Raw genomic sequence first — 18,191 nt, forward strand, 5'->3', positions numbered from 1 at the left:
GGCATCGCTGGGTAGCTATGTGCGGACGGGATAAGTGCTGAAAGCATCTAAGCATGAAGCCCCCCTCAAGATGAGATTTCCCATAGCGTCAAGCTAGTAAGAACCCTGAAAGATGATCAGGTTGATAGGTCAGAGGTGGAAGCGTGGTAACATGTGGAGCTGACTGATACTAATCGTTCGAGGACTTAACCAAGTTTTAAAGCGAACTCGTAGTTTACAAACACTTCTTCTGCATTATCTAGTTTTGAGAGAACGATCTCTCTAACAAAATAGTCTGGTAATTATGGCGAGAAGGTCACACCCGTTCCCATACCGAACACGGAAGTTAAGCTTCTCAGCGCCGATGGTAGTTGGGACGAAAGTCCCTGTGAGAGTAGGACATTGCCAGGCACGAAAAAGGGCAGCTACATTAGCTGTCCTTTTTTGTGTCCAGAAAAAAAGAAGAGCCCTTGTCTAAAGGCTCTACTATAGGAAGTTATTATTGTTGAACAAGGGGAACCCTTTTCTTTTTTACGTCTATTCTTTACTAGAGATAGGAATAAAGCGATTAAATATACCGACCGACGTAACTTCTCCCATCCCTACATTGGAAAAGTCTGTTTTATAAATAGTAAAAATAAAATAATCCTTTTGTGTGGTGCCCATATCAAAAATTGATTTCCCCGCTACAGACAGGACTCCTTTTTGTAGTAGATTGGAAGATTGATCCATTGTCTTGTGATTGATCCAGTCCACATATTCCGAGCGATTAGGATTGGTTTCGGATAACACATAAATAACCACAATGAAAAGAATGGTGGAAACAAGTCGTTTCATTTAACAATCTCCTATTTTTACAGCTTTCAAACTGTAAAATTTTATACAAATAAGTATAAATTGGAAGATCGCTTTTGTAAACAACCCCTATAACAAACGAGAAAATGGAAAGAACATTATGATGTTATTTGGCTGTCGATATGTTAAATTATTACTATTATAATCTCAAGATTAAAGGAGACAAATCCGTGTCGAAAAAAAAGGAGTGGACGATTGCCTGTTTCCTTTTCCTGCTCTTCTTAAATGGGTTCGGGATACTAGCGGTCAATCTATTAGGTAAGTAGGAAGACTCTACAAATTTACAGGCAGGGAATGACATTATGATCTCTAATTTAGCAAAACCACTTTCGAAAAAACTACTTTTTTCCATGCTCATCGTAACGATCGGTGTGGAAATCCTTCTTTATCTATCCAGGTACAGCTATATGGCCAGCTCACTGTATGATGGAGTCATGGTTGGTTCCTTTTTTATCGGCTGGAAGCTGTATCGCCGGCTCGGCAGCCCAGCGGATTGTCCCAAACGGCCGCGGCAGATGATGATGCAATTTACCGGTGCTTTTCTTGTTTTCTTCTTTGGAAGTACGGTCATAAATATTTACTCAACGAATACGTTTCAGGCATTTAGCAATGACTATGATCAATATGTGCAGGATTATGCGGAAACGCAATCCTATGAAGTGGAGGAGGGGGAGGAAGAAGCGCCTACTGACCCGGTATGGTCCTTTTTTGATAAAGTCGATACCGTTGGCTCTGATTTATATGCCGATACTCTCGCTGGTTTAGAAGAGGTATGGCGGTTATCCTATATGATTCTCATCCTTATCGTTTTCAAGAAGCTCTTTCCTAAGCGCTGGAATAGCGGGCGAAGGGATCTATTCCTTATGCTTTCACTATTTCTCACGTCAATTTTATTTGGCGTCGACCACACGCTGGATACTGAACAGCCATGGTCGATTCGAATCGGCGCAATCGTGACCTTCGCTAATATGGGGCTCTTATTCGGCTTAATTTTATTATGGACTCGTAACCTCTGGGTAACCGTCCTTGTTCATTCCCTTTACGATATAACCGCCACACTGTCGTGGTATTACATCGATTACGCAGTTGAATTCTTCGCTCTAGGTTGCTTGGCTCTTCACATCATTCTTATTACTATAGAAAAAATACAGCAAAGACGTTTGAAGAAGGAAATAGATGCCGTTAATTTGGCACAATGGCCGTAAGCACCAAGATTATTCATATGTGGAAAGAAAAAAGCAGCAACCCCTGGGTTTCTGCTTTACTTGTATACTTTTTCCCCCTAAAAATGATATTGATATACTTTGGTATCTACCCAGTACTCCATCGTCCCATCCTCTTGCTGGACGTATTTAATCTTCTCCCTATCAAAAGTATCTGCTAACCTTTCGGATGCCAGCCCTTGGGCAATCTTTAGTTTCAATAACTTTTTATTAATCTGAAATGCGTCTCTATTTTTTGCCTCTGCTAGATAGGTAATCAAGTCTAACCTTTGTTGCATTACATCAAGCAAATCTTGTTTATGTTTATTTAATTCAGCAGGTGCCTTTAAGTTATTCAGCTTCTGCACGAGCTCTGCTTGCTTCTTGATTGCTTGATGAAAGTTCCCGGTCTCTTGTTCTGTTACCTGTTTTAATAAGCTCGAGCTTTGCTGGTTATAGGTTTGTACGACTTTTAAGTAGGAAACGATCTTATCTTGAGTTGATGTAGTGAAGTCTTGTAATAAAAAACTACTAATAATGACCACTGCGCAAAATCCAGTTATGAGATAAGCCCACTTTTTCCTAGGACTTTTATTAGAAGAAGTTTCTTCATCGTAAGGTTGGATTTGTGCCTTTAACTGCAACTCCTCCAGTTCTTGCTTCACTTTTTGTTGTGCGGGAGTCAGCATCCTTCGCCCTCCGTTTATGTAGAATAGTAGAAACTATTACTATCCTACTATAAAAAGGGGTGAAAAATCCATTTATTCCTGAATTTTACTATATGAATAAAGCCTTTTTTACCCAAAAAAAGAGGCTGTTAACCAGCCTCTTTATAAAATAATTTTTTTCGTGGCCTATTCCAGACCTTTATGTAGGTGTTTCCTTCCGTGCAGCGAAATACTTTAATCCCAATTAGTTTCAGAGGAGTGACTATTTCCTTCATATGCAAGAGTGGCATATTACCAACCTCCAAATTAGTAGTGTTTTTATAATACCTTAATTTGGAAGCTAGGGACACTATTACCTTTCCCTAAATCCCGACAGGATTCGGGGTTACGAATTAAAAAACGGGAATAATTGTTCTTTATTAAGAAAAATTTGATTAGTTGGTTAACTATTATTACTACAGGGGGGACTAATTACTTAAATTTAGGGAATCGAAATAATTTTCCCTACTTTTTATCTTCCGTTCGAACTAAGATAATAGTAAAACCTTAATAATTCAATGTTTTTGTAGGAAAAAGTAACCATAAAAATGTTTGTAAATCTAATTATATATGAAAATGTAACTAGTAAAAAAAGGAATAAATAATATTATTAGATTATTTACAAGATTATTAACTTTCTGTTAAACTAGTTTTTGTAATGTTCTTTAGAAAGAACATAACGATATATAAAATTAGGGGGTATAAGCATTTGAAGAAGAAAAGTACTCTAAAGGTCTTATCCAGCCTTGCTGCTAGTACCATGGTAGCTACTACCATGTTTGCAGGCGCATTTGCTGGAAGCACGGTTGCACCAACACCGGCAAAAGCAGCATCCGTCGAAGCAGCTCCAATTGATCTAAATGTAGTAGACTTCGATCGTCTAGGAGCAGCACTTCAAAAAAGAGGACTTATTGCAAAGGGAGCATCACAACAAGAGATTACAAAGGCAGTAAAGGCCTACATAAAACAGAAGCAAGGTGAAAAGCCTGGGAAACCTGAGAAATTAACGAAAGAACAGAAGGATTTTGACAAAAAGGCAAAAGATTTTATCACAAAACAGAAGGACAGGCTGGCCCAGCAACTTGATAAGGGTCATGAAAACTATAGAAAAGGCAAGCCAACGGGTACAATAAAAGTTAACTCTGCGACGCAGGCTGGGTATAACGGAGGTGTACGGGAAGATAAAGTTCTTGTGCTTCTGGTTGAATACGCTGACTTTAAACATAACAATATTGATCAAGAAGAAGGATATATGTATGCTGATGACTTTAATAAAGAGCACTATCAAAAAATGTTGTTTGGCAATAAAGAGTTTACGCTTTTCAATGGAGAAAAGGTTAAAACCTTTAAGCAGTATTATGAAGAGCAATCAGGTGGCAGCTATACAGTTGACGGTACTGTATCCGATTGGCTGACTGTACCAGGAAGTTATAAAGATTACGGAAGCGATAGTGAGACCGGAAATGACAATAAACCTGGAACAAAAGGACCACGCGGACTTGTAAAGGATGCATTAAATGCAGCTGTAGCAAAGGGAATTAATTTAGCTGATTATGACAAATTTGATCAATATGACCTTGATGGAGATGGAGACCAAAACGAGCCAGACGGATTAGTAGACCACTTGATGGTGTTACATTCTGGGGTTGGACAAGAAGCTGGCGGAGGAGCACTTGGTGACGATGCAATCTGGTCACACCGCTGGACATTAAATGGTGTCTATCCTGTCGCTAATACAACTGCTGCTGTTGGTTACTGGGGCGGTAAAATGGCTGCATACGATTACACAATTGAGCCAGAAGATGGAGCTGTCGGTGTATTTGCACATGAATTTGGCCATGACTTAGGTCTTCCAGATGAGTATGACACTCAATATTCTGGTCAAGGTGAGCCAGTTGCTTCCTGGTCAATCATGTCTGGTGGAAGCTGGAACGGAAACATTGCCGGAACAGAAGCACCAAGCTTCTCTCCACAAAACAAAGAATTCTTCCAAAAAACAATTGGCGGGAACTGGGCAAATATTACTGAAGTAAACTATGAAGATATTGATAAAAATGGTATCTCAAGCGTTATTGATCAGAGTGTGACAAAATCAAAAAATCCAGGTGTCGTAAAGGTAAATCTACCCGATAAGAAAGTTCCTGGAATCGCTCCGAAATTTGGTGCGAAGTACTATTACAGTACAAAAGGCGATGATCTTCATACTGTAATGGAAACTCCTGAGTTTGATTTAACAAATGCAAGTAAAGCAACGTTTGATTTCAAAGCATTCTATGACGTTGAAACTGATTATGATTATGTTTATGTTACAGCTGTAGCTGGTGACGGCACAGAGAAAGTTATAGATACTATCGGTGATGACACGGATGTAGTTCGTGGAGGCTCTGCATATGAATCTACAAAAGGTGAGTGGGTAGATAAGTCATATGACTTAAGTGAATTCGCTGGCAAGAAAATAAAGCTAGTATTTGAATACGTAACAGATGGCGGGCTTGCTCCAGATGGTTTTGCGCTTGATAATCTTTCACTAACAGTAGATGGACAAGTTACATTCTCTGACGATGCAGAAGGAACTCCAAAAGTAACTTTAGATGGATTTAAAGTGAGTGATGGCTGGAATACCAAACCACAATACTATTACCTAGAGTGGAGAAACTATGCTGGCTCTGATAAAGCACTTCAATTCTCTCGTGGTGTTAAGTATAATACTGGATTAGTAGTTTGGTATGCTGATGATACTTACCTCGATAACTGGGTAGGAATTCACCCAGGCGAAGGCTTCCTGGGTGTAGTTGATGCTCATCCTGAAGCAATAGTTGGAAAAACAAAAGCTGGTGAAGATACAGTTAACCAAAGTACACGTTACCAAGTAGCAGACGCAGCGTTCTCTATGGACAAAACTCCTGCATGGTATATTGATTCACCGCTTCGCGGGATTTATGACTATAAAGGCCTTACAGGCGTAACTACTTTCGACGACTCTAAAACTTACATGAACGAATTAATTCCAGATGCAGGACGCAAGGTTCCAAAATTTGACCTTAAGTTCGAAGTTATCAGTGAAGCAAAAGACAACTCCGCTGGTGCGGTTTGGATCCACAAATAAGATTGTTTAGTAGAGACATCGGGTTTCCCGGTGTCTTTTTTCTATTTTAAGAATGATTAACTGCTAAACTATTGAAAGGAGCAAACTCGACTATACTCAGTGTTGGTTTTATAAATAGGAAAATAGTCATAAATTACTGAAATTTTACTTTATCGATATAAGACTATTATTATTAGTACTTTTGAAGTGTGCTAATGATGATTTTTAATTAACGGGAGATTACTTGTACCTTTTGTCAGTTTTATTAATATCTAATCGAATGCAAGCATTAAATATGATTGTTGCTTATGTGATAATGTCGAATATTGCGAAAATATTTTTTTTCGAACACCGAAAAACTATTGACCTTGACAACATTAAAATACTAAAATTATATTTGTATATTCCGACTTTTCTAAATAGTAGGGGTGAAATGACCGAAAGTAGATTAGTAGGGAAGATATTGTTATTACTATTTTAATAGGGGGGAAAGTATTTAATGAGCAAAAAGAACTATAATAAGAAACGCAAACTTGCTACATACGCATTAGCTTCTGCTCTTGCATTATCTAACTTTGCTTTTGTATCGCCAACATCAGCTGCATATAAGCCAGGCGATATTGAGGCGAAAATTAAACAATTAAAACAACAGCAAACGAGAGAGTCTTTCAAAGCACAAGCAAAGAAAGCAGCAACAACTGCTAGAGCCGGCCTTAAAGCAACAGACAAAGTCCGTGTGATTGTTGAAGTAGAGGGACAAACTGCTGTTGAATATGCAACAAAGCAGGGTAAATTATACAAAGAATTATCAGAAGATAAAAAATCTTCTTTCTCTACTAAAGCTGAAGGTCAGCAAAAGTCTGTAAAAGACAAAATTGCTGCTAAAGGCGTTAACATTAAGTATAAACAAAAATTCTCAACAGCTTTCAACGGTTTCTCTGGTGAGATTGCTTATGGTGATCTTGATAAAATTGAATCCGTTTCAGGTGTAAAAGCTGTTTACTTAGCGAACGAATATAACCGTCCTAAAGTTGAACCAAATATGAAAACAAGTCATAACTTCATTGAATCACGTACAACTTGGGAGAAAACTGGATTTAAAGGTCAAGGCATGGTGGTTGCCGTTATCGATACTGGTGTTGACCCATCACACCGCGACTTTAAATTAACAGATGCTTCAAAAGAAGGATTAACAAAAGAAGAAGTAAATCAAGCTATTGCTGATAATGGCTTAAAAGGTAAATTCTATACAGATAAAGTTCCTTTTGGTTGGAACTACTATGATGGAAATGACACCATCCTTGACTTAGGACCTGGTGCAAGCATGCATGGTATGCACGTTGCCGGTACTGTAGCGGCAAATGGGGACGAAGCAAATGGTGGAATTAAAGGGGTTGCACCTGAAGCACAAGTACTTGGTATGAAGGTATTCAGTAATGACCCAATCTATCCTTCCACATGGTCTGACGTGTATCTTGCTGCAATTGATGATTCAATCAAGTTAGGTGCTGACGTTCTTAACATGAGTCTTGGTGATGTGGCTGCATTCTATCAAGAAGATAGTGCAGAAGACCTTGCTATTCAAAGAGCGACTGCAAATGGTATCGTTTGTGCGATGTCTGCCGGTAACTCAAACCATATCGGTGACGGATGGGATAACCCATATGCTCAAAACCCTGATATCGGTGTAGTAGGTGCACCAAGCTTAAATCCTGACGGTATCTCTGTAGCTGCTTCTGGAAACGAAGCATACTGGTACCAAACTAACGTTACGGTTGATGGCCTTCAAGGCTTTACAAGCTTAGGTAAAGGGATTGATGATTGGGAAAAATTTGCTGCTGCTAACGGCGGAAAGCTTGAATTAGCTAGCATTGGCGGAAAGCTTGGTAATCCTGAAGATTACAATGGAGTTGACGTTAAGGGCAAAGTAGTTCTTGTTCCACGTGGTACCTTATCTTTCTATGATAAAACTGTAAACGCTGCTAAAGCAGGCGCGATTGGTATTATTGTATACAATGCAACTAATGGTTTCTGGTATGAAGACCAAGGTGGCTGGGATGTTCCATTTATGTTAATTTCAGGTGCTGAAGGTGCTACGTTGGAACAGGAAGTTGCTAAAGGTCCTACTTACATTCATGTGGCGACAGCAAACAAGAAGGATAGCCCTGAAATGGGTCGAATGACAAGCTTTACATCATGGGGAACTACACCATCACTAGACTTAAAGCCTGAAATTACAGCTCCTGGTGGAAATATCTATTCTACTGTTAATAATGACCAGTACACTGTAATGAGCGGTACTTCAATGGCATCCCCACACGTTGCTGGTGGATCTGCGCTTGTTCAACAATACTTACAAACAGACGCACGTTTCAAAGACCTTTCTGTTGCAGAGCGTACGCACCTTGCAAAAGTATTGTTAATGAACACAGCTAAAAATATTACAGACTTAAATGGTCAGCCATTCTCACCTCGCCGTCAAGGTGCTGGTATGATGCAAACTTATGCGGCTGTAACTACACCTGCATATTTTGTAAACAAGGCTACTGGAAACGCTAAAGTTGAGTTGAAGGACTTCACATCGAAGCAATTCGAAATGACCTTCACTGTTAAAAATATCTCTGACAAATCTGTATCTTATACTGTTAACACAGATGTGTTAACAGATACAATTCAAGATCAGTATAACGCTCTTATCGCTGGTGACCTTGCAGGAGCAAAAGTGGATGCACCAAAAACTGTAACAGTACCAGCAGGTAAATCTGTTGACTTTACTGTTAAAGTTGATTTTTCAAATGCAAAACTTCCTGGTCTTGATAAAGATGGAAACAAAACTCTTCTAGACTTAAGAGAAAACATCTTCGTCGAAGGCTCTGTAACATTAGTTGGTGCAGACAGTACGGTTCCAAACTTAACAGCTCCATATGTTGGTTTCTACGGCCATTGGGATGAGCCACAAATCATTGATGGATTTGCGACACTTGGCGAAGACCGTTACTTTGATCTGAAATACCTATTCAAAGGTGGAACAGATGTTGAAGTTGACCAAAATTATTTTGGAACATCGGTTGATAATAAGTTCTATGCATTATCGCCAAATGGAGATAATTACTTAGAGAACATCAATCCAATACCATCATTCTTAAGAAACGCTGCTGAAGCTCAGTTCAACATTTTGGACAAGGACGGCAATCAATTAAAACGCATTAAAGCTGAATCAGATGTGTACAAGAATGCATTTGATGGTGGTTCTGCTAACCCGTTCTCTTATAAAGCAGATCGCCTATGGGATGGTAAAATAAAAGGTGAAGTCGTTAAAGACGGCCTATACTATTATGAAATCAAAACGATTGTTGACTATGCTGGTGCTAAGTGGCAATCTAAGAAAATTCCAGTTTATGTAGATACAACTGCTCCAAAAGTTGTATCAACATTTGATGCTAAAAAGTCGACTGTATCATGGAACACAACTGAAAATGGCACAGGTACTGAAGAGTACTGGATCTTCGTAAATGGAGAAAAAGTTGCTGCAGTTGATGGTAAAACTTCATCATATGTAATAAAAGACACACCTGAAAAAGCGATTGTACAAGTTGTGGCTTGGGACTATGCAGGTAACTACGGCTATGACACGGCAGCAATCGGTGATGTGGATTCTCCATTAATCATTATTACTGACGGTCAAAAGGATGCAAACGGTGATTATGTAGCAAATTCACCATATCCATGGGGTGCATATGATACAAAAGAAGTTGAAGTAAAAGGATTTGTGTCTGACGATATTGGTTTAAAAACATTGAAAGTCAATGGCAAAGTAACTGAATTCAAACGTGGCGAAGATGGAAACTTCCATTTCTCAACAACTGTTTCATTCGAAAAAGATGGACTATTTGATGTTCAGGTTGAAGCGATTGACCACTCAAATAAAACCGTCTCCATTGCTCGTAAGGTTTACGTTGATACAACGAAACCAGTAATCAATGTGGATGCACCTGAAAGAGTGGATAAGAATGTTGATAAAGTTACCTTGAAATTGAACCTACAAGATAACTTCAACTACTTAAACTTCTACGTAGGTGAAGATCACGAGTTCGAAGTGCCGCTTGTAAGCCCTGTGGATGTATTAAATCCATTAAGCAAGGATTATCAAGTAACGCTTCCACTTAAAGAAGGCGAAAACAAATTTACGTTAAGAGCGACTGACCTTTCTGGTAACGAAACAGTGAAGGAAGTTGTCGTTAGCCGTAAAGATGCTGAAAAACAACCTGTATTGAAGAACGGTTGGAGCTTTGAAAACAGTTCTTGGTACTACTATGTGAAAGATGTAAAAGCTACTGGCTGGGTGAAAGATACAGACGGTAAGTGGTACTTCTTAAAGAAAGACGGCAAAATGGCTACTGGCTGGGTATTTGATGGTGGTGCTTGGTACTACTTAACGAAGTCCGGTGCAATGAAGACTGGCTGGTTATTAGAAGGCGGCAAGTGGTATTACCTAAATGGTAACGGTGCTATGGCTACTGGCTGGAAACTAGTTAACGGCAAGTGGTACTACCTATACAAAACAGGTGTAATGGCTGCTAACACAACAGTTGATGGCTATAAGCTTGGTAAAGACGGAGCTTGGATTAAGTAATTCACTCTTTCCAATGAAGACGAACAGATTTTTATCTGTTCGTCTTTTAATTTTGTCTATTCTTCAATTTTGTTTTTTTAAGGATAATTATCAAAATTACATAGTAATAAATAATTACCACTATATGATAAAAATACTAAATGCGACATAATTTTCAATTTTTTGTTGAAAAATTGTGTCAAAATGAGAGAATAAAAGAGTATAAAAATATTTTTATATAAAAAGGAGGCTTGGATTACTAAATGTAATGAAGGATTTTCTTATGGTGTAGGTGTATAAACATTGAGGATACAACCTAAGTAACAGGTTTACTTTATTTCCCATATCGAAAAATATGGTAATTTAGTATAATCGTATTAGAAATTTTGATTTTTGATAATTATCCACATCAATCTAGCCTTTTATCCAACATCTAAATGAGAGTCCTCGTTATTAACCTTTTTTCAATAAATTGATAGTTTAATAGAAGGAAAAATTCATGGAGGGAAAAATATTGAAGAAAAAACGATTTACTGCTTTAGCGCTTGCAACAATGTTGTTCTCTTCAACAGCTTCAGGCGTTGCGGCAGCTGAAACCTATACATGGAAGTATCAAAATAATAGTTGGTATTACCTATCCTCAACAGGTAAAACTGTAAAAGGCTGGGTTCTTTATAATAAAAATTGGTATTATCTTGGCAGTAATGGTGTGATGAAAACGGGCTGGCTACTAGACAAGAATGTTTGGTATTACCTTGATAAGAATAGCGGAGCGATGAAAACAGGCTGGCTAAAAGAAAATAATATTTGGTATTTCCTTATGTCAAGCGGTGCCATGAAGACCGGTTGGCTCTTAGATAAAAATAGTTGGTATTACCTTGAAAAAAGCGGTGCAATGAAGGTAGGCTGGATCGAAGATAAAGGTTTAAAATATTATTTAAGTCTAAGTGGCGCAATGATTACGGGTCAAAAATTCATTGATGGGGTACCGTATGTTTTTGCCTCCTCTGGTGCGTTAAATACATCCCCACTAACAGGCTGGTTCCGTGACGGCTCTATTGTCATGTATTTTGACACAGGTGGAGTGATGCACAAAGGCTGGTTGGTTGAAGGGGCTAATAAATATTATTTTAAACAAGATGGAATGATTCGTACCGGCTGGTTAGAAGAAGATAATAAAAAATATTTCTTTGCACTGGATGGTAAGATGCAGGTTGGTTGGCTGAACGACGGTGATAAACGTTATTACTTTGGAACAGATGGTGAAATGAAGACCGGGTGGATCACCTACGGGGAAAAATCCTATTACCTAGGTTCGGACGGTGTCATGTACAAAGGTTGGTTGACCGAGGGGGAAGAAAAGTATTATTTCGGTTCGGATGGAGTTATGGTCAGTGGCTGGCAAAAAGTTAATAACAAGTGGTATTATTTCAACTCCGATGGAACCATGGAAACTGGCTGGATCTATATTGATGGGAAATGGTACTATTTAAACGCCAACGGAGAAATGCAAACAGGGTGGCTAACCGATAATGGCTCTACCTACTATTTAACGAATAATGGGGATATGTTTTTCGGCTGGTTAGCTTTAGATAATAAATGGTACTATTTTGATTCGAATGGCAAAATGGTAACTGGCGAAAAGATAATTGATGGAAAGACGTATAACTTTTTTGAAGATGGTGTTTTAAATACTGGTCCTGTGGTGAATACGACAAGCTATAATCTTTCGTATCAGCAAATGCTTGATCTTGAGATGACTAGAACTCCACAAACAGATAAGTATAGAAATACGAATGCATATGTTAGTAGTGAATATGTGCTTAAAGATGTACAAGATCCAACCAAAGGTGTGGTGATATCCACAACACCACTTAATGTTCGGGAGAATACGAATACCAATTCCTTTATTTTTGGAACATTAAAGAATGGCTCTCAAGTAACCATTGTTTCCACCGTTGGAACTTGGTATGAAATTAAATATGATACATGGAGAAATGCCAAGTCTGAAGATGTAAGCTATTATCTCAATCCAAATACCTTTAGCTCAACAAGTTCGGAATACTTCCAGTTTCTCCTTCTAAATAAAAGTGCCGGAACTACTGCAAAAGATCTGAATGCGAAGCCACTGGCTGGCAAAGGAATTTTGGATGGAAAAGGCCAAGCATTTATTCAAGCAAGTCAGCAATATAATGTGAATGAAGTGTACCTTATTTCACATGCATTGCTTGAAACGGGAAATGGTACTTCTCAGTTGGCAAAGGGAATTGTGGTTGATACAGTAGATGGGCAACCAGTAGAACCGAAAACGGTATACAACATGTATGGTGTGGGAGCTATTGATAGTTGCCCGAATACTTGTGGCTCCCAATATGCATACAAGCAAGGGTGGTTTACACCAGAAGCGGCTATCATCGGCGGAGCAGCATTTATTGGACAAGGCTACATTAACGCATCAGTTCCACAAAATACACTTTATAAAATGAGATGGAATCCTATTAATCCTAGCCATCAATATGCAACTGATATCGGGTGGGCCGTAAAACAAACAAATAACATAAAAAGAATCTACGATTCGTTAAGTTCGTATACATTATATTACGAGCTTCCAGAATATAAGTAAATAGAAAAAGGGTGATGCGACTGGCATCACCCTTTTTCTATGTTATTTACCAAAATCCTACGAAAATAGTACATACTAATGTCGAATCAACATTTTTTTATTTACAGTTTATATAGGCTGAGTTACAATGAATATACGTTCAATTTTTGAATATATCGGAGGACCTTCAATGGAACAGCACTCATTTCAATTATTAGAGGCGATTAATAAAAACGCCAACTTAAATCAAAAGAAAATGGCTGAGATCTGCGGGATTTCAATCGGGAAGGTTAATTATCTAATCCATGATTTAACATTCGGGGATTATATTTATAGTGAAAAAAAGGGTAGAAATATCAGCTATTTTTTAACACAAAAAGGAATTGAATCCTTAAAGAACGGAATCCAAGCTTTTCATGATAAAAAGGTTAACATTCATCAAGAGCCGTTAACGGAAATTAAGCAGGCTGTTATTTTAGCAGCAGGTTCTCGAAAAGATTTTAACAAACCTGCAGGATTAATGCCAATTGATGATACCACATTATTAAAACGAAATGTAGAGATCCTTCAGGAAAACGGAATTAATCATATCATTATTGTTACTGGCTACCAAAAAGAAGCGTTTCAGGATATCCCGGAACTAAGTCACCTGCAATTTGTGCATAACCCAAAATACAAATGGACGGGATCCATGGCGTCATTGGCACTTGCTTATGATTTGATTTCTGAGGATATTCTCCTTATCGAAGATGACATTTTAATTGAAGAGCGGGCGATTAAGGAAATGATTATGCATCCGCAACGCGACAGCGTTCTAATCACTGACGAAAGTGGCTCTGGCGATGAAGCCTTCGTAGAGCTCCGAAATGGGTATCTTTATAAGGTGTCAAAGGATATTCACCAATTTAATCATGTCGATGGCGAAATGATCGGATTCAGTAAGCTATCCTATGAAGTTTTTACAAAAATGGTTAATGACTATAAGGAAAACAACAAGAACCCATATATGAACTATGAATACATGCTGCTTGATGTATCCAGACATTATAATATCGGCTTCCTCAAAATGCACAACCTCATTTGGGGAGAAATCGATAGCCAAGAGCATTATAATATCATCATTAATAAAACCTATCCAATTCTAAAAAGAAAAGAAGCGGAGTTTAGAGAAATTCAAATCAAGAGCTACTTAATGGAGGCCCTTGACCTGGCCTATGAGGATATTCAGGAAATTAGGCCGTTTGGCGGAATGACAAATAAGAACTTCAAGGTAACGGTCAACGATAAGGAGTATGTGCTTCGGATTCCTGGTAATGGAACCGAGCAGATGATTAACCGAAAAGAAGAAAAAATCAATTCGACCCTTGTTAGTCAGCTCGGTATCGATACAGAAATCGCTTATTTTAATGCAGAAACAGGCGTGAAAATTGCCGAACTTATTCCAAATGCGGAGACGTTAACCGGCAAAACAGCTAAACGCCAGGACTACATGATGCTAACAACGGCAGTTCTTAGAAAGCTGCATGAATCAGGTGTTGAGATGGCCAATCGATTTGATGTGTTTGAAACTATTACAAAATATGAGCAACTGATGGAAGAAGCAAAGGGCCAGCCTTATGAGCATTATGATGAAGTAAGAGCGCAGGTTATGGTTTTGAAGGATATTTACCAAGCGATGAATATCATGTTAAAACCATGTCACAATGACTTAGTTCCAGAAAACTTGGTGAAAAGCGGCACCGACAAAGTGTATTTAATCGACTGGGAATATGCAGGTATGAACGACCCAATGTGGGATGTAGCGGCACACTCGCTAGAATGTGAGTTTACACCAGAAGATGAGGAATTGTTCTTATCACTATACCTACAACAGGATGAAATTCCACTCGACATTCAACAAAGAGTACTAATGAATAAAATCTTCCAGGATTTCCTTTGGAGCATTTGGACGATTATTAAAGAAGCAAAGGGCGATGACTTCGGCCAATACGGAATTAATCGCTTTAACAGAGCTATAGCGAATTTAAATCATGAACTGATAAGGGAGTTGGCATACTCGTATGAAAAATAAAGGGATCTTTTTCGGTTTGTTCTCAGGCTTCACCTGGGCGCTTGACACCGTTTTAATTGGAATGGTTTTATCCAAAGCAGTATTTGTTTCATCAGATGCGGTTATATTTCTAGCACCGCTAGTGAGTACGTTTTTCCATGACATGCTTTCTAGCTTCTGGATGATGCTTTATATGCTCTTCAGAGGGGAGTTAGCCACCTCATTTAAGAAATTAGCGACGCGCAGTGGACGGTTTGTTGTCTTAGGTGCTTTACTAGGTGGACCAATAGGAATGACTGGTTACGTTCTTGCGGTTAAATATTTGGGTGCCTCTCTATCGGCCTCCATTTCAGCGGTGTATCCAGCGATTGGTGCTTTCTTTGCTTTCTTGATTCTAAAAGACAGATTAACTTTGAAAAACTGGATTGGACTTTTTATAAGTATTTTATTTATCTTCTTACTAGGCTTTGCAGGAGGAGAACCATCTCCAAGCTTTATTCTTGGATTCTCATTTATCCTATTGTGTATCTTTGGCTGGGGAATGGAGTGCGTTATCCTTGCTTATGGAATGAAAGATGATGAGATTTCACCAGAGCAAGCGTTGCAAATTCGTCAGGTTGTTTCTGCTATCACTTATGCGGTCTTGATTTTACCATTTTTCAATGCGTACCCTCTTGTGGGCGAAGTGTTTAAGAGCAGTGAAGTGTTCTTGATTGCTGGAGTTGCTCTGTCTGGAACAGCATCTTATGTATACTATTACAAAGCAATTTACGTTATGGGACCAACTCGTGCGATGGCCTTAAATATTACGTATGCAGCATGGGCGATTTTCTTAAGTTTCATTATTCTAGATTCTCCAATTACCCTAAAGGTTGTCTTTTTTAGTATTATGATTTTATTAGGATCTATATTAACTGTCGCTACCAAAGATGAGTTAAAATGGATGAATCTAACTAAAGGCAGGAGAACCGCTTAATTATGAGAGCTATACTATTAGCAGCAGGAATGGGCACAAGATTACGACCATTAACACTAACTACACCGAAGTCCTTGGTTGAAGTTAACGGGAAACCGATGCTCGAGCAGCAGGTGGAATACCTTCAAGAAGTCGGTGTGGAGGAAATCATCGTAGTTACAGGATATTTGAAGGAAAAGTTCGAGTACTTAAAAGAAAAGTATGGCGTTACGATTGTTAATAATGACAAATACGATGTGTATAACAACATTTACACTATGTATTTAGTTAGAGAATATCTTTCAGGCTCGTACGTGATTGACGCCGATGTCTTTTTGAAAAATAACTTCCTTTTGCGTGATCCGAAGAAGTCAATGTACTTTAGTTCACGAAAGCCAGAGTTTAAAGCGGAGTGGATGATCCGCTTCGATGACAATTTCAAGGTCTATGACATTGAAGTAGGTGACGGCGAACATGATTATATTTTATGCGGCATCTCGTATTGGTCAGAGGAAGATGGCCGTTATATCGTTAAGAAGCTGGAGGAATCGGTCGCTGACGGGAATTTCAAGGACCTTTACTGGGATGACATTGTTAAGGATAACATTCGTGACCTAAACGTGTACCTACAGGAGATTCACCCAGATGACAGCTATGAAATTGATTCCTTAGAGGATCTCGAAAAAGTAAATCAGCGTTTGGTGATGGAGAAATAGATAGAGCGTTAGCAAGCGGGCGGGCACTTTGACTAGAGTGTCCGTTTTTTTGTTAAATGAAAAGTTCTACTTCAACTTTTTCCTAGAAAGAAGAAGGAAAAGTAGAAGTAGAAGGGGTCTACGTCAACTTTTTCCTAGAAAGAAGAAGGAAAAGTAGAAGTAGAAGGGGTCTACGTCTGCTTTTCTCTGGAAAGAAGAAGGAAAAGTAGAAGTAGAAGGGGTCTACGTCAACTTTTTCCTAGAAAGAAGAAGGAAAAGTAGAAGTAGAAGGGGTCTACGTCAACTTTTCTCTAGAAAGAAGAAGGAAAAGTAGAAGTAGAAGGGGTCTATGTCTACTTTTCTCCAAAAAGAAGATAGAAAAGTAGAAGTAGAAGGGAGCTACATCTACTTTCCCCTAAAAAGAAAATGCAAAAGCAGAAGTAGAGGACATCTACTTCTGCTTACCTACGAAATAAACAATCAAAAGTCTAAATAGCAAGCGACCCTCACATTATTCATAAAAAAGCCATCTTCCAAAACCGTTTGCCTTATAGTATTTATTTAATATTCGTCTAATGATATTATCCGACAAAACTCCTTCACACCACTCCATAACCGCACTAGTAGTAATCTTTCGATCTGGAAACAACAACTTTAGTTCTTCCACACTACGTACAACTGCAGCATCAACCGTTTCTTGGTGACCGCAATCATTACAAACTAGGATTTTGTGATCCACACAAACACTAAACGACTGGCATAAACAACAAATAAACCCTTTACGCTGTTGACTATATTCATAATGAAGCAATCGGGGATAAGGGGATTCCACAAAATGCAATGAATCTAATAGCTCGGCTAACTGTTTGTGTTTTCCAGTAAGATTTCTGGTCGTCGTATTTAACTTCTTCATTAGTGAATTTATCTGTGTAGGAAATATCAGGGGTTCATTTTTTGGTGCTTGATAAAGTGTAAAATTGGGGTTAATAAAAACTACATTTGATTCTAGAGGAATCCTAAAGCCATGTTTTTGCAGTAATTGGGGAAAGAGAGAGTTACATCGTTTTAGTTGGTCCAATGGGTTCGTCGTAATTTTCGTACCATGCTTTGAGTAAAACTCACCATTTTCAAAATAATAATCGCCTTCATTATTTTTAACATCAAAAACGTGCAAAGTATCTTTAATAATCAACGTATCAATTTGAAACTTACTATTATTAACCTCCAACAATAAATCATTTAATATATAACAATTACTCTGAATTTTTTCGGTTAATAAATCAAACATCACTTCCCCTTCGTATCCTTTTTTTAGATTATAAAAGTTCCTCTTATCTTCCTCCGGTAACTCCATCCTAGCATTCAAGCTTCTTAAAATAATTAATTCCTGCCGTTCCGTGCGAGGTTTAAAAGCCATAAAGCACTTCCTCTCAAAATAGTTTAAACTCC

General features: G+C 38.4%; 10 protein-coding genes and 2 rRNA genes (1 of these 12 running past the window's edge). 9 read left to right on the forward strand and 3 right to left on the reverse strand.

Translation table 11 applies throughout. From position 1 onward, the window contains the following. Positions 1-193: ribosomal RNA gene (locus QFZ87_RS06045) — 23S ribosomal RNA — on the forward strand; it begins 2,743 nt to the left of the window's first position. Positions 194-273: 80 nt separating this feature from the next. After that, positions 274-390: ribosomal RNA gene (rrf, locus tag QFZ87_RS06050) — 5S ribosomal RNA — on the forward strand. A 126-nt stretch (positions 391-516) separates the two neighbouring features. On the opposite strand, the gene QFZ87_RS06055 is transcribed toward rrf, so the two are convergent. After that, positions 517-816 carry a DUF4359 domain-containing protein gene (locus tag QFZ87_RS06055; RefSeq protein WP_309859086.1) on the reverse strand — a complete coding sequence of 100 codons (300 nt, stop codon included), beginning with the start codon at positions 814-816 and terminating at the stop codon, positions 517-519. A gap of 320 nt (positions 817-1,136) precedes the next feature. Between QFZ87_RS06055 and QFZ87_RS06060 the strand changes: the two genes are divergently transcribed. Continuing rightward, entirely contained in the window at positions 1,137-2,039 is a 903-nt protein-coding gene (locus QFZ87_RS06060) for a CPBP family glutamic-type intramembrane protease (protein ID WP_309859088.1), read from the forward strand. 77 nt (positions 2,040-2,116) lie between these two features. Here the strand turns inward: QFZ87_RS06060 and QFZ87_RS06065 are convergent, their stop codons facing one another. Beyond that, positions 2,117-2,725, reverse strand: a complete 609-nt coding sequence (locus QFZ87_RS06065) for a hypothetical protein (protein ID WP_309859091.1) — start codon at positions 2,723-2,725, stop codon at positions 2,117-2,119. 676 nt (positions 2,726-3,401) lie between these two features. On the opposite strand from QFZ87_RS06065, the gene QFZ87_RS06070 reads away from it, so the two are divergent. The 6 genes from QFZ87_RS06070 (at position 3,402) to QFZ87_RS06095 (ending at position 16,763) form a co-directional block, all read left to right on the forward strand. Further along, positions 3,402-5,849, forward strand: coding sequence for an immune inhibitor A domain-containing protein (locus QFZ87_RS06070; RefSeq protein ID WP_396133899.1), 2,448 nt, complete (start codon positions 3,402-3,404; stop codon positions 5,847-5,849). 478 nt (positions 5,850-6,327) lie between these two features. Beyond that, a complete protein-coding gene (locus tag QFZ87_RS06075; protein ID WP_309859094.1) occupies positions 6,328-10,461 on the forward strand; it encodes a S8 family serine peptidase in 4,134 nt (1,377 codons plus the stop codon). 493 nt (positions 10,462-10,954) lie between these two features. Then, a complete protein-coding gene (locus tag QFZ87_RS06080) occupies positions 10,955-13,063 on the forward strand; it encodes a glucosaminidase domain-containing protein (protein WP_309859096.1) in 2,109 nt (702 codons plus the stop codon). Between the two features lie 169 nt (positions 13,064-13,232). Then, entirely contained in the window at positions 13,233-15,113 is a 1,881-nt protein-coding gene (locus QFZ87_RS06085) for a phosphotransferase (RefSeq protein ID WP_309859098.1), read from the forward strand. Then, positions 15,103-16,068 carry a DMT family transporter gene (locus QFZ87_RS06090; protein ID WP_309859100.1) on the forward strand — a complete coding sequence of 322 codons (966 nt, stop codon included), beginning with the start codon at positions 15,103-15,105 and terminating at the stop codon, positions 16,066-16,068. Before QFZ87_RS06085 ends, QFZ87_RS06090 begins: the two co-directional genes overlap by 11 nt. A gap of 2 nt (positions 16,069-16,070) precedes the next feature. Then, positions 16,071-16,763 (forward strand): sugar phosphate nucleotidyltransferase, encoded by a 693-nt coding sequence (locus QFZ87_RS06095; RefSeq protein ID WP_309859102.1) that lies wholly within the window; start codon positions 16,071-16,073, stop codon positions 16,761-16,763. Positions 16,764-17,253: 490 nt separating this feature from the next. On the opposite strand, the gene QFZ87_RS06100 is transcribed toward QFZ87_RS06095, so the two are convergent. Continuing rightward, entirely contained in the window at positions 17,254-18,159 is a 906-nt protein-coding gene (locus QFZ87_RS06100; protein ID WP_309859104.1) for a nuclease-related domain-containing protein, read from the reverse strand. Between the last annotated feature and the right edge of the window lie 32 nt (positions 18,160-18,191).

It is taken from the genome of Bacillus sp. SLBN-46 (assembly GCF_031453555.1).
In the GTDB taxonomy this organism is placed as follows: domain Bacteria; phylum Bacillota; class Bacilli; order Bacillales; family Cytobacillaceae; genus Neobacillus.